The organism is Gemmatirosa kalamazoonensis (assembly GCF_000522985.1).
Taxonomy (GTDB): Bacteria; Gemmatimonadota; Gemmatimonadetes; order Gemmatimonadales; family Gemmatimonadaceae; genus Gemmatirosa; species Gemmatirosa kalamazoonensis.
The window spans coordinates 5,054,063-5,066,266 of sequence record NZ_CP007128.1 but is presented as its reverse complement, the minus strand read 5'-3'; the positions used below and the strand labels follow the sequence as shown (position 1 = coordinate 5,066,266).

Below are 12,204 nucleotides of genomic sequence, written 5' to 3'. Positions count from 1 at the left end.
TCACGAGGACACGATGCTGATCCGGATGCTCGGCGTGCGGCGCGCGTTCCCGTTAGGCGGCCGCACGGTGGAGGCGCTGCGCGGCGTCACGCTCGACGTCGACGCCGGCGAGTACGTCGCCGTGGTGGGTCCGTCGGGGTGCGGCAAGTCGACGATGCTGAACGTGCTCGGTGCGGTCGACCGCCCGACGAGCGGCACCGTCACCGTCGACGGGCGCGACCTCGGCGCGCTGCGCGATCGTGACGCGACCGAGTTCCGTCTGCGACGCGTGGGCTTCGTGTTCCAGCGCTTCTACCTCATGCCGACGCTCACCGCGCGGGAGAACGTGGAGCTGCCGATGGCCGAGGCGCGCGTGGCGCGCACCGAGCGTCGAGCGCGCGCGCTGGAGCTGCTGGCGTACGTCGGTCTCGGCGAGCGCGCGGACCACCGGCCGGCGCAACTGTCGGGCGGCGAGCAGCAGCGCGTCGCCATCGCGCGGGCCCTCGCCAACCGTCCTGCGCTCGTCCTCGCCGACGAGCCGACGGGGGAGCTGGACGCGCGCACCGGCACCGAGATCATCGACCTGTTCCATCGCCTCAACGACGACGGCACGACGCTCGTCGTCGTGACGCACGACGAGAAGCTCGCGGACGCGGCGCGCCGCGTGGTGCACATGCGCGACGGCGTCGTGGTCGACGACACACGGGAGTCGGGAGTCGGGACTCGGGACTCGGGACTCGGGACTCGTGGGGGAGCAGTTCCCGAGTCCCAAGTCCCGAGTCCCGAGTCCCGATGATCCCCCTGCTCGCGTTCCGCAACCTGCTGCAGCGACCGTGGCGTTCCGCGCTGCTGCTGCTCGGCTTCGCGATGGGCGTCTCGGTCATGATCGTGCTGCTCTCGGTGGGCGAGGCGCTCGTCGCCCAGGCGCGCGACCGACGGCTCGTCGGCGGTGGCGAGATCACGGTGCTCCCCGAGGGGCTCGACCTCGAGATGCTGAAGGTGGGCGGCCTGGGCGGGATCTACTTCTCGATTCCGAACGCGCGCTTCGTGCAGCTGCAATTGCTCGATGCGCCGCGGCTCGCCGCGGACGTGCGCGCCGTCGCGCCGCAGATCGAGGGGAAGCTCGTGTACCTGCGGCTGCCCGACGGACGCGAGATGCCGGTGCAGGCGGCGGGCGACGTACCAGGCGCGACGACGGCGGTGGGAGCCGCGCCGCGCATCGTCGCGGGCGCGTGGCGCGACGACGACGGCGACCGCCGCTGGTCCCGTCCCACGCCGGCGGAGCTGCGGCACGACATCGATCACTTCCATCTGCCGCCCGCGGGCGTCGCGCGCCCGGAGAGCTGGGCGGAGTGGCACTACTTCAACGTGCTCTCCCCCGACGGGAAGCGGTGGGCGTTCGTGTCGCTCATCGTCGCGGGCGACGTCACGCACCGAGCGAGCGGGCTGTGGGGCGGTCAGGTGCTCGTCACGACGCACGCCCAGGGCGAGACCGACGGCGGCCGGCGCTACAGCGCGATCGCCGGGCCCGACGCCGTGCGCTTCTCGACGACCGACGCGGATCTCACGATCGGCGCGAGCTCCGTGCGCGTGCTCCCCGACGGCCGCTACGCCGTGCACGCCGAGGCACCGGCGGAGCGGGGCGGCGGGCGGGCGACGGTGGACCTCGTGGTGACGCCGCAGCCGCGCGCGTACTTCCCGGGCGCGACGCTGGAGAGCGGCGACTTCGCGTCGGGCTACGCGGTGGCCGCGCTGCGCGCCGACGCGAGCGGCACGCTGTGCGCCGCCGGCGCGTGCGAGCGCCTGACGTCGGTGCAGGCGTACCACGATCACAACTGGGGCACGTGGCAGGGCGTGACGTGGGAGTGGGGCGCCGGCCGCGCGGGCGACCTCACGCTGCTCTACGGCCGCGTGCAGCCCCCGGACTCGTTAGGCACCCGCTCGTCGCTGTTCCTCTACGTCGTCGACTCGCTCGGCTTCCGCGCGCTGTTCCGGCCGCGCGACATCGCCTACGTCGACGACCGCGTGGTGACCGTGGGGGGGCGCACCATCCGCGTCCCGTCGCGCGGCATCATGCTCGATGCGCGCGGCGCCGACACGATCCGCGTGGAGCTCGACGTGGAGCACGCCTCGGCGACCGACACGCGGCTCGGTCTCGTGGAGCGCGGCGACGCCGATGCGGCGCGGCATCTCGCGCGTCCGTACTTCGTGCAGATGAAGGGCCGCCTGCGCATCAGCGGCCGCGTCGGCGGGCAGATCGTGGGCGGGGAAGGGGCGGGGTTCTTCGAGACCTACCGCTGAGCGCATCTCACGCGGAGGCGCGGAGCACGCGGAGAACGACCAAGACACGTTGGTGTTCTCCGCGTGCTCCGCGCCTCCGCGTGAGCGACGCGAAGCAGATCAGGTCAGTCGCTCTGGCCGATCCGTCGCGTCCGGGCCCGGCTTCGACGCCGGGTTGCCGTCGATGCGGTCCTTCGTGTCGTCGATCGCGTCCGCCGCGCGCTCGCCGAGGCGCTCGGCGGCGTTGCGCGTGCTGCCCAACGCGTCGGCGGCGCGGTCGCGCAGGTGCTCGCCGACGTCGCGCTTGCGGTCGAACGCGGCCGTGCCGGTCGGCGTGCCGGCGGGCGTGGCACGGTCGGCCGGATTCTCGTTAGGCGCGCCGGCCGTGGTGGAGCCGTCGGGCCACGTGTCCGCAGTCGACGCGCCGCGCAGATCCGCCGGAGAGCTCGTGCGCATCGTGGAGTCCGGCGCCGAGGCGCCGCCGGCGAGCGCGGAGGTGTCGTGCGCCGGCCCGCCGAGCGCCGCGCCGCCCGTCGCCGCACCGCTCACGGCCGGCCCGCCGGATGGGCTGCTCGCGTTAGGCGCCGTGGGACCACCCGCCGACGCGCCGTAGCCCACGCCGCCCGCCGACGAATCCGCGACGCGGTCGAACTCGCGCGAGCTGGTCGTCGCCGAGCCCGCGACGGCGCCGGTGCCGAAGCCGCGGCGGCCGCGGTCGAAGCCGTGCCGCGCGTAGTCGCGTACCTGCTCCCACGCGCCGTGCCGCGTGCTCACGTCGCTCGACCAGCCGCGCTGCAGCTCGGGCTCCACTTCCTCGAAGCCGCGCCCCGCGTAGTCCGGGTTGCGGCCGGCGAGATGGCCGATCTGGTACGCGGGGCGCACCTCCTCGTACGAGCGGTCGGCGAGTCGGCCGCTCGAGCGCTCGTAGTGCGTGCGGTAGTAGTCCTCGTCGTCGGTCGAGACGTGGCTCGCCGCCTCGGCGATCGCGCGACCGGCCCACCAGCCGCTCACCGCGCCCGCGATGCCACCGATGATCGTGCCGAGCGGGCCGCCTAACGATCCGAGCGCCGCCCCGGTGAGCACGCCAGAGATTCCACCCACCGCCTCCCCGATCTCGTCCGCGGCGTCGTCCTCTCGGCGGTCGTCGACGCGCAGGTCGTCCGTGCGTCGCGCCTCGGCGCGCTGCGCCTCGTCGCGGAGCGTCTCGCGCGGCACCGGGGGCGGGGCCGCGTTGGTGTCCGGCGCGTTCGTGCGATTCAGGTCGTCCATTCGAGCTCCTCCTAGATGAAATCCGTTCTCTCCGGGTGCGTCCGGTTCGCCGGGACCTCGTCGCGCTCGCCGAGCCGCCCGGCCGTGGGTGCGTCGGCCGCGGTACCCGTCGTCGCGCCGAGGTCGGTCGGGAACAGCGGCTCGTCGCCCTCGGGCGTGTCGGCGCGGCTCGCGAGCCCGGCACGCGCGCGCGCCAGCTCCACCGGATCGACCGCGCTGCCGCCGGTGCCGATCACGCTCGTGTCGCGGCGGACGCCGAACCCTTCGCCGCGCGCGTGGCCGTAGCCGTCGCACACGTAGTGGCGCGCCGCCTCCCAGCTCCCGTGGCGCGCGGCGAAATCGCGCTCCCAGATGCGCCGGAGATCGCCCTCGACGTCGTGGAAGTCGCGCCCCGCGTACTCGGGCCGCGACGCGGCGACATGACCGAGCTGGTACGCCGGCCGCGCCGTGTCGAACGACGCATCGGCGGCGCGCCCCGGCGTCGCCTCCCACAGCGCGCGGTAGTGGTCCTCGTGCTCGGACGTGTAGATCGATTCCTCGGTGCCCACGCCGCCCGCGGCGCCGATCGCCGCGCCCGCGAACGCGCCGAAGATCGCGCCGAGCGGTCCGGCCGCGATGGTCCCGAGCCCGGCCGCGACGCCCGCCACGGCCCCCGCCGCGGCGCCCGTCGCCGTTCCTGCCGCCGTCCCCGCGGCCGCGTCCCGCTCGTCGTTCGTCCTCGGCCGCTCCGCGTCACGCTCGTCGGGGCCGCGGAAGGTCGGATCGCTCATGCGCTCCTCCGGGTGTTGAAGTCGTGTCGACCACACCTGCGGCAAGTCGAGGGCCGCGTCGGCGAACCCTGCCTTGACACCCGTCGACCCGGGGTGCGAATTGCGCCCATGAACGCACCGGACAGCCCGGCCGTGATCCGCATCGGCACGCAGGGGTGGAACTACGACGCCTGGGTGGGGCCGTTCTACCCGTCCGGCACGCGCGCCGCGGACTTCCTCGCCACCTATGCGCGCGCGTTCGACACGGTGGAGGTCGACTCGACGTTCTACGCCGTGCCGGCGGTGAAGACGGTGCGCGGGTGGGCCGATCGCGTGCCGCCGCATTTCCGCTTCGCGCTGAAGATGCCGCAGGAGATCACCCACGAGGCGCGGCTGCGCGGCCCCGCGCTCGAGACGATGCGTCACTTCTTCGACCGCGCGCGCGAGCTCGAGGACAAGCTCGGGGCCGTGCTCGTGCAGCTCTCGCCCGACTTCCTGCCTAACGAGCTGCCGGCGCTGGCCCACTTCCTCCCCGAGCTGCCGTCCGACGTGCCGGTCGCGATCGAGTTCCGGCACCGCGGCTGGGTGACCGACGGCGTGCTCGCGCTGCTCGCCGAGCACGGCGTGGCGCTCGCGCTCACCGACGCGCGGTGGATCCCGCGGCGGCAGATGATCGCGCTCGCCGAGCGTCCGACGGCCGACTTCGCGTACCTGCGGTGGATGGGGCCCAACCGCGACATCGTCGACTACTCGCGCATCCAGGTCGACCGCACGCGCGAGCTGGAGTTATGGGCGCAGGCGCTCCGCGCGCTCGCGCCACGCGTACGCACCGCGTACGGCTTCGTGAACAACCACTTCGCCGGCCACAGCCCCGCGAGCGGTCGCGACCTGCAGCGGCTGCTCGGACAGACGCCGGTCATGCCGGATCAGCTGGGCGAGCAGTTCTCGCTCTTCTAGTGCACGCTCGGCAGGAGGACAGCCGCCCTATTCACGCCTCCGCGTGAGCGAGAACGAGCCGCCCGGCGCGCTGCGTCGGGTGCTGGGCGTCGGCTTCGGCGTCGCGGTCGGCATCGGGTCCATGATCGGCGCGGGGATCCTGCGCGCCCCCGCCGACGTCGCGGCGCGGCTGCCGACACCGGCGCTGTTCCTCGGCGTGTGGGTCGTCGGCGGGCTGTACGCGCTGCTGGGCGGCAACGCGCTCTCCGAGCTCGGCGTCGCCGTGCCGCGCTCGGGTGGGCAGTACGTCTATGCGCGGCGCGCGTTCGGCCCGTACATCGGCTTCGTCGTCGGCTGGAACGACTGGCTGTCGTCCGCCGGATCCGTCGCGGCGGTGGCGATCGCGCTCTCCGAGTCGGCGGCCGCGCTGCTCGGTGCGGGCGCGCGCGCGGTGCCGGTGATCGCGGTGCTCGCCGTGGCCGTCGCGTACGCGGTGCTCTCGCGCGGCGTCCGCGTGGGCGACCGCGCCCAGCGCGCGACGAGCGCGGTGAAGGCCGTCGCGCTGCTCGCGCTCGTCGCGGCGTGCGTGTTCGCCGCGCGCCCGCACGCCGCCCCCGCGCCGAACGCGCACGCCGGGGCGGCGGCGTTCGTGCTCGCGCTGCAGGGCGTCATCTACGCGTACGACGGGTGGACGGGGCCCATCTACTTCAGCGGCGAGCTGCGCGATCCCGGGCGCGAGGTGCCGCGCGCGGTGTTCGGCGGCGTGCTCTCCGGCATGGCCCTCTACCTCGCCGTGAACGCGGCGTTCCTCGTCGTCCTGTCCATCGACGCGATGTCACGCTCGACGCTCGTCGCCGCCGACGTGGCGCGCGCGATCGCCGGCGCGCGCGGCGCGTCGCTCGTGCACTGGCTGGTGCTGCTCGCGCTGCCGAGCGCCGTGGTGGCCAACCTGCTGCTCGCCTCGCGCGTGGCCTACGCGATGGGGCGCGACGGCGCGGCGCCGCGCCGGCTCGGCGACGTGAGCGCGGCGGGCGTGCCGGGCGTGGGGCTCGCGGTGTCCGGCGTGGTGGCGGCGCTGTTCGCGGCGACCGGCGCGTTCGAGCGCGTGATCGCGGTGTGCGCGTTCCTGTTCGTCGCGAGCTACGTCGTGTCGTTCGCCGCGGTGTTCGTGCTGCGCCGCCGCGAGCCCGCGCTGCCGCGCGCGTACCGCGCGTGGGGGCATCCGTGGACGACGGGCCTCGCCGTCGTCGCGTCGTCGGTGTTCCTCGCCGGCGTGGTGGCGGCCGACCCGCGCGGCGCCGCCGTGTCGGTGGCGAGCGTCGCCGTCACGCTGCCGCTCTACGCGCTGCTCCGGCGCGCCCGGCCGGTCGCCGGGTGAGCGGCGCGCGTTAGGCGCCGCGGGCGCTCAGCCCGCGCGCCGCACCGCGTCGCCCACGCGGTCCGTGCGTGCCCCGATCCCGGCGTGCGACCGCAGCGGCGTCACCATGAGCGCCAGCTCGAGCGCGGCCGGCGACACGGACTCGTCGGGATACCAGCGTGGCGCCGGCTCGGTGTCGCGGTCGAGATCGAGTCCCACCGCGCGGAACGCGCCGAGCACGAGCGACGACAGCGCCGCGCCGGCGCCGCACAGGCCGAGGAACACCGGCGTCAGCAGGCGCCGCCGCATCGGCGCGGGTCGGAGCGGCGGCGTGGGCCGCTCGTGGGCGGATACCTCGAGGGAGACCGTGTTGCCCATCGTCGTCAGTCAGTAGAGTGCCTGCATGTCCCGTCGAATGGTGCTCTATCTCGTCCTCGCGTTCGTCGTCGCGGCGGTGTGCGTCCGCCTCGGCATATGGCAACTATCTCGCCTGCGCGGCCGGCGCGCCCGCAATGCCGTGGTCGCCACGCGTCTGGCCGAGCCGCCGGAGCCGCTGCGCGCCGTCCCCGTCGACACCGGCGCCGCGCACTACCGCCGCGTGCGCGTGGAGGGCCGGCCGGAGTACGGGCGCGAGGTCGTGCTGGTGAATCGGACGCGCCAGGGCTCGCCGGGCGTCAACATCCTCACCCCCGTGCGCGTCGCCGGAACCGACACGCTCGTGCTCGTGAATCGCGGGTGGGTGTACTCGCCTAACGCCAGCGACGTCGACCTGTCCCGGTGGCGCGAGGGGGACACGCTGTCGGCCGACGGCTGGGTCGAGATCCCGACGCGGCTGCGCGGCGCGGCGGCGCTCGCGTCGTCGCCGCGCGCGTTCCGGTGGCTCGACGGCGGCGCCGTCGCGCGAGCGGTCGGCGCGCCGGTGACGCCGTACTACGTCGTGCTCGACCCGCCGGCCGGGGATCCGCCGAAGGACCGGCCCGTGCGCCTGCCGCGTCCCGCGCTCGACGAGGGACCGCACCGCAGCTACGCCATCCAGTGGTTCTTCTTCGCGGCGCTCGCGGTGGTCGGCGCGCTCGCGTTCGCGCGGAGCGAGCGGCGCGCCTGAGCGGCGCTCGCGTCAGGGCACGACCGACGCCGTCAGCTCCGCGCTCGCGAACGTGTTGAACTGCTGCAGGATGGGGAATCCCGCGCTCGGCCCCAGCAGCGCCGCGAGGGCGCCGTCGGCGGGCGTCGTGAGCGCGAGGCTCGCGCCGCCGATCGCGATCGACGGGATCGACGTCGTCATCTTCACGACCCCGGCGGGGCCGACGGTCCACCAGTTCGCGACGAACGCTCCGGCCGACGCGACGCTCTCGGCCACCGTGCCGGCCACGTCGAGCGTCGGGCTGCCCGGCTTCCGCACCGCGACGTGATACGCGCGCGCGGAGCCCGGCGCGCCGGCCGCGAGATCGAGGCCGATCGTCGGCACGTGCTGCGCGTCGACGCCGAGCGCGCCGAGCGCGTGCGCGAGCTTCGCGTCCGACGTGTAGTACCACAGCAGCGCCGAGCTCACGTCGCCCGTGCCGTCCGGCGGGACGATGATCGCGCCGATCTGCACGATCTCGCCCCGCTGCGTGCGCGCCCCGTCGACCGAGACGTCGCACTGCGACGTGCGGACGACGAGCGGCGTCACCGGCTGTCCGTCGCCGACGAGGAGGAATTGCACGGGCACGAGCGCGCGGACGCTCGCCGTCGGCGCGAGCGCGACGCCGATGGTCTCCAGGCAGTCGCCGAGCGCGACGGAGACCTTGCCGCCCGGGGCGCGGTCGAGCGTCGCGGAGGGGCGGGGCGCCAGCGGCGCGGACGGATCCCCGCACGCGGCGAGGACGAGGAGCGCGGCGAGGGAGCGGATCGTGGGCATGTGGCCTCCGGCTGGAAGGGGACGACGCGCGGGACCGGATCTATGCGCGAGATCGACCTCCAGGACGCCACGGACCTGCGCCGTGTCGTCGTCAGAGCCGTGTGGACGGGGCCACGTGCAGGAGCAGCACCGCCGCCGCGATGAGCGCGCCGCCCGCCACCGTCGTCGCGGTGAGCGGCTGGCCGAGCGCCGCAGCGCCTAACAGCGCCGTCCAGAACGGCTCCACGGTCGACACGATCGCCGCGCGGACCGGTCCGAGCGTCGCGAGCCCCCGCAGGAACGCGACGAAGCCGCCCACCGTGCACACGAGCGCGAGCGTCGCCGCGGCGCCCCACGCCGTCGGCCCGAGATGCACGGAGAGCGTGCCGTCCATCGCCGCCACGACGAGGAACACGAGCGCCGCGCCCGCCGTGACGTACGTCGATGCGAGCGCGGGCGACGTGCCCGCCTCCAGCCGGTGCAGGAACGGCACGTAGAGCGCGTACGACACCGCGCCCGAGAGCGCGAGCGCCACGCCGGGCCACGCCGCATCGCGCGGCGCGCCGACCATGAGCGCGATGCCGCCGAACGACAGCGCGAGCGACACCGCGCGCCGCCGGTCCACGTGCTCGGTGCCGCGCGCCACGGCGAACAGCGCCACCCACGACGGATACGTGTAGAACAGGAAGCCGACCGTCGCCGCGCTGATCCACCGCAGCGCCGAGAGCGTCAGCAGGCCGACGAGCGCCTGCCCGCCACCGCCCACCGCGATCGCGTACACGACGCCGCGTCGATCGGCGCGCGCCGTCGCCCCACTCGGCCAGCGCCGCGCGATGACGGAGAGCACCACCGCCGCCGGCAGGTACCGCCACAGCAGCAGGTTCGTGAGCGACGTTCCCGCGCGCGTCCCCACCACGGTGAGGATGGAGATCGACCCGAAGCAGCACGCGCTCAGCGCGACGAGCGCCGTGGCGCGGCCGAGCGAGCCGCCGCGCGTCACAGCAGCGTGCCGCGCAGGAACAGGAGCGCCACGTTGAAGTAGATGATGAGCCCCGTCACGTCCACCAGCGTCGCGACGAACGGCGCCGACGCGCTCGCCGGGTCGAAGCCGAGGCGGCGGAGGAGGAACGGGAGCATCGAGCCGGTCATCGAGCCGAACGTCACGATCCCGACGAGCGCGCAGGCGATCGTGCCCGCGACGTACCCGATCGGCGTGCGGCCCTGCATGGTGTAGTCGTAGAACCCGAAGTGCTGCCAGAGCAGGATCCGGACGATCGCGATCACGCCGAGGATCGCGCCTAACGTCATCCCCGACGGCAGCTCGCGCACGGCGACGCGCCACCAGTCCCTGAGCCGCACCTCGTCGAGCGCCATCGCGCGCGTGATGAGCGACGTGGACTGCGATCCGGAGTTGCCGCCGGAGCTCATGACCAGCGGCACGAACAACGTCAGCACGGCGGCCCGCTCCAGCTCCTTGTCGTAGTGCTGCAGCGCGCTCGTCGTGAACATCTCGCTCACCATGAGGATGCTGAGCCATCCGGCGCGCTTCTTCAACATCGCGAGGAAGCCGATCTGCATGTACGGCTCGTCGAGCGCCTCCATGCCGCCGAGCTTCTGCACGTCCTCGGTCTGCTCCTCCTCGATGGCGTCGATGACGTCGTCCACCGTCACGACGCCGAGCAGGCGACGGTCGTCGTCGACGACCGGCACGGCCACGAGGTCGTAGTCCGACGCGAGGCGCACCACGTCGCCCTGCGGCGCGGTCGGGAGCACGGTGTGCACCTCGGTCCATGCGACGTCGGACAGGTGCGCGCCTTCCGGCGCCGCGAGCAGCTCGCGCAGCGACAGCACGCCTAACAGTCGCCCCTTCGCGTCGGTCGTGTAGACCGTGTACAGCGCCTCGCGCCGCTCGGTGCGCGCCATCGCCCGCACGGAGCGCAGCGCCTCCTCCACCGTGAGCGTCTCCGCGGCGGCGACGAACTCCGTCGTCATGCGGCCGCCGGCGGAGTCGGGCTCGTACTGGAGCAGCGCCTCCGTCTCCGCGCGCGCGGCGGCGGGGATCTCCTGCAGGATCTCCTCGGCGCGCTCCTCCTCCAGCTCCTCGAGGACGTCGGCGCGGTCGTCCGGCGTCATCTCGGTGACGAGCGCCGCGGCCTGCCGCGTGCTCATCGCCTCGAGCGCCAGCGAGCGGAGATCCTCGCTCAGGTACTCCAGCACGTCCGCCGCGCGCGCCGTCGGCAGCGCGGAGAGGAACGCGACGAGCCGGTCCTCGGGCAGCGCCTCGGCGACGTCCGCGAGGTCGGCCGGGTGCATCTCCTCCGTCTCGAGCGCGACGCTCGACGGATCCTCCTCGAGCAGATCGAGGATGTCGGGCGCGAGCAGCGCGGCTACCGGGCGCTCGGCGTCGTCTCGCTGGGGTGGCGTCATGGTCGGAGGAGAAACGAGGGGGCCGGCGACGGGCGCCGAGGGTGCCGCTGGGAGCTCCGGGTGATGGCGGTCGTGCGCGCGACGGATGGCGCGGGGCCGGCTGCGGATCGCCGGGAGACGCGCGCCGCAGGCCAAGTTAGTCGGGCGGGGAAGGGCTGCACGGCGCGCCCCGCACGACGACGAAAGGGGACCCCTCGCGGAGTCCCCTTGTTCCATTCGCGTGCGGCGCGCGACTCAGTCCGCGATCGCCCTGCGCCGCCGATAGAGCGCGCCGCCGAGCGCCACCAGCCCGATGGCCATGAGCGTGAGCGACGCGGGCTCCGGAGTCTTGATCGGCGTGGCGCGCTCGATCTGCCCGACGCGGTCGTCGGCGTTCGCGACACGCTGGGCCAGCGTGCTCGCGGGCAGCGCGAGCGCGGCCACGAAGAGACGAGCGGCGGAATGCGAGCGAAGGGGCATCGCGATGGGAAGGAAGGTCGACGTCGGCATCGGCATCGGCATCGGCCGCGACAACGGGAGCCAGCATACCGAGCCCGTCCGGACGGTGCAACGTGGCGCGGATGCCACACCCGCGCGGTGACGCAGGTCCCGAAATGGCGAAGGGCTCCGCGTGCGCGGAGCCCCCGGCGACCCCCATCGTCGTCGGCTGGGGCAGCGGCGCGGCAACGTTAGGCAGGGGCCGCACGCCGGGCACGCCGTCAGGGCTTCATCGCTTCACGATTTCAGGTGCGGCGCCAGCACCGCGTCCACGTCGGCGCGCAGCCACGCCGCCGCCGTCCCGTCCTGATACGTCGCCCACGTGATGAGCGACCCGCCGAGCACCGTCTCCACCGTGCGCGCGAGCCGCGCCACGTCCGTGTTAGGCACCAGCTCACCCGCCGCCACCGCGTCGGCGAGCAGCGACGTCAGCCCGTCGCGGGTCGCGCGCGACTGCGCCAGCAGGTTCTCGCGGAAGTCGGGGTCGGTGAGATCGATCTGCAGATACGCGAGGCTGCGCGCGAGCGCCCCCGGCGACTCCGCGAGATGCGCGAAGCACTCGGCGTACTCGCGCAGCGCGGCGAGCGGCGACGCGTGCTGTGCCCGCAGCCCGGCGAGGTAGTCGCCACTCCCCTCGGCGGCGAGTCGCGACAGGGCGAGCAGCAGCTCGCGCTTCGACCCGAACCGCTGCACGAGCGCGCCCGCCGTCACCCCGGCCTCGCCGGCGATCTCGGCGAGCGTCAGCTCGCCGGGGCCGAGGCGCGACATGGCGCGCATGGTCGCCATGAAGATCTGCTCGTCGCTGACCTTGCGCGGGCGCGGGGTCATGAAGGGGGGTTGACGTTTCTAAA

General features: G+C 74.3%; 13 protein-coding genes. 5 read left to right on the top strand and 8 right to left on the bottom strand.

Annotated elements, in window-relative coordinates:
- Window positions 1-13 precede the first annotated feature (13 nt).
- Together J421_RS21965 and J421_RS21960 are read left to right on the top strand one after the other, a co-directional pair.
- Window positions 14-775 carry an ABC transporter ATP-binding protein gene (locus J421_RS21965; protein WP_025413326.1) on the top strand — a complete coding sequence of 254 codons (762 nt, stop codon included), beginning with the start codon at window positions 14-16 and terminating at the stop codon, window positions 773-775.
- Window positions 772-2,280: an ABC transporter permease gene (locus tag J421_RS21960; RefSeq protein ID WP_025413325.1), complete on the top strand. Its 1,509-nt coding sequence runs from the start codon at window positions 772-774 to the stop codon at window positions 2,278-2,280. Before J421_RS21965 ends, J421_RS21960 begins: the two co-directional genes overlap by 4 nt.
- 99 nt (window positions 2,281-2,379) lie before the next feature.
- Here the strand turns inward: J421_RS21960 and J421_RS21955 are convergent, their stop codons facing one another.
- Both J421_RS21955 and J421_RS21950 read right to left on the bottom strand, forming a co-directional pair.
- Window positions 2,380-3,528 (bottom strand): glycine zipper 2TM domain-containing protein, encoded by a 1,149-nt coding sequence (locus J421_RS21955; RefSeq protein ID WP_025413324.1) that lies wholly within the window; start codon window positions 3,526-3,528, stop codon window positions 2,380-2,382.
- Window positions 3,529-3,539: 11 nt separating this feature from the next.
- On the bottom strand, window positions 3,540-4,298 hold the full coding sequence (locus J421_RS21950) for a hypothetical protein (protein WP_025413323.1): 759 nt from the start codon (window positions 4,296-4,298) through the stop codon (window positions 3,540-3,542).
- A gap of 108 nt (window positions 4,299-4,406) precedes the next feature.
- Here J421_RS21950 and J421_RS21945 point away from each other — a divergent pair, with 108 nt between their 5' ends.
- Entirely contained in the window at window positions 4,407-5,234 is an 828-nt protein-coding gene (locus J421_RS21945; RefSeq protein WP_025413322.1) for a DUF72 domain-containing protein, read from the top strand.
- A 43-nt stretch (window positions 5,235-5,277) separates the two neighbouring features.
- Entirely contained in the window at window positions 5,278-6,591 is a 1,314-nt protein-coding gene (locus J421_RS21940; RefSeq protein WP_025413321.1) for an APC family permease, read from the top strand.
- Window positions 6,592-6,618: 27 nt separating this feature from the next.
- Here J421_RS21940 and J421_RS21935 read toward each other — a convergent pair whose 3' ends face one another.
- On the bottom strand, window positions 6,619-6,948 hold the full coding sequence (locus J421_RS21935) for a hypothetical protein (RefSeq protein WP_025413320.1): 330 nt from the start codon (window positions 6,946-6,948) through the stop codon (window positions 6,619-6,621).
- 25 nt (window positions 6,949-6,973) lie between these two features.
- On the opposite strand from J421_RS21935, the gene J421_RS21930 reads away from it, so the two are divergent.
- Window positions 6,974-7,675 carry an SURF1 family protein gene (locus J421_RS21930; protein WP_104022937.1) on the top strand — a complete coding sequence of 234 codons (702 nt, stop codon included), beginning with the start codon at window positions 6,974-6,976 and terminating at the stop codon, window positions 7,673-7,675.
- A gap of 12 nt (window positions 7,676-7,687) precedes the next feature.
- On the opposite strand, the gene J421_RS21925 is transcribed toward J421_RS21930, so the two are convergent.
- The 5 genes from J421_RS21925 to J421_RS21905 form a co-directional block, all read right to left on the bottom strand.
- Window positions 7,688-8,470: a hypothetical protein gene (locus tag J421_RS21925; RefSeq protein WP_025413318.1), complete on the bottom strand. Its 783-nt coding sequence runs from the start codon at window positions 8,468-8,470 to the stop codon at window positions 7,688-7,690.
- Between the two features lie 91 nt (window positions 8,471-8,561).
- Window positions 8,562-9,449, bottom strand: a complete 888-nt coding sequence (locus J421_RS21920; protein ID WP_025413317.1) for a DMT family transporter — start codon at window positions 9,447-9,449, stop codon at window positions 8,562-8,564.
- Window positions 9,446-10,762 (bottom strand): magnesium transporter, encoded by a 1,317-nt coding sequence (mgtE, locus tag J421_RS21915; protein ID WP_425485844.1) that lies wholly within the window; start codon window positions 10,760-10,762, stop codon window positions 9,446-9,448. The genes J421_RS21920 and mgtE overlap by 4 nt, the downstream gene beginning before the upstream one ends.
- Before the next feature lie 348 nt (window positions 10,763-11,110).
- Window positions 11,111-11,335 carry a PEP-CTERM sorting domain-containing protein gene (locus J421_RS21910; protein ID WP_158508872.1) on the bottom strand — a complete coding sequence of 75 codons (225 nt, stop codon included), beginning with the start codon at window positions 11,333-11,335 and terminating at the stop codon, window positions 11,111-11,113.
- A 255-nt stretch (window positions 11,336-11,590) separates the two neighbouring features.
- On the bottom strand, window positions 11,591-12,181 hold the full coding sequence (locus J421_RS21905; RefSeq protein ID WP_025413314.1) for a TetR/AcrR family transcriptional regulator: 591 nt from the start codon (window positions 12,179-12,181) through the stop codon (window positions 11,591-11,593).
- Window positions 12,182-12,204: the final 23 nt, after the last annotated feature.

Bases quoted from the DNA above. Each gene is read 5' to 3' on its own strand.
- J421_RS21935 (WP_025413320.1), bottom strand. From the start codon at position 6,948: ATGGGCAACACGGTCTCCCTCGAGGTATCCGCCCACGAGCGGCCCACG.
- J421_RS21960 (WP_025413325.1), top strand. From the start codon at position 772: ATGATCCCCCTGCTCGCGTTCCGCAACCTGCTGCAGCGACCGTGGCGT.
- J421_RS21905 (WP_025413314.1), bottom strand. From the start codon at position 12,181: ATGACCCCGCGCCCGCGCAAGGTCAGCGACGAGCAGATCTTCATGGCG.
- J421_RS21930 (WP_104022937.1), top strand. From the start codon at position 6,974: ATGTCCCGTCGAATGGTGCTCTATCTCGTCCTCGCGTTCGTCGTCGCG.
- J421_RS21910 (WP_158508872.1), bottom strand. From the start codon at position 11,335: ATGCCCCTTCGCTCGCATTCCGCCGCTCGTCTCTTCGTGGCCGCGCTC.
- J421_RS21965 (WP_025413326.1), top strand. From the start codon at position 14: ATGCTGATCCGGATGCTCGGCGTGCGGCGCGCGTTCCCGTTAGGCGGC.
- mgtE (WP_425485844.1), bottom strand. From the start codon at position 10,762: ATGCACCCGGCCGACCTCGCGGACGTCGCCGAGGCGCTGCCCGAGGAC.
- J421_RS21925 (WP_025413318.1), bottom strand. From the start codon at position 8,470: ATGCCCACGATCCGCTCCCTCGCCGCGCTCCTCGTCCTCGCCGCGTGC.
- J421_RS21950 (WP_025413323.1), bottom strand. From the start codon at position 4,298: ATGAGCGATCCGACCTTCCGCGGCCCCGACGAGCGTGACGCGGAGCGG.
- J421_RS21945 (WP_025413322.1), top strand. From the start codon at position 4,407: ATGAACGCACCGGACAGCCCGGCCGTGATCCGCATCGGCACGCAGGGG.
- J421_RS21955 (WP_025413324.1), bottom strand. From the start codon at position 3,528: ATGGACGACCTGAATCGCACGAACGCGCCGGACACCAACGCGGCCCCG.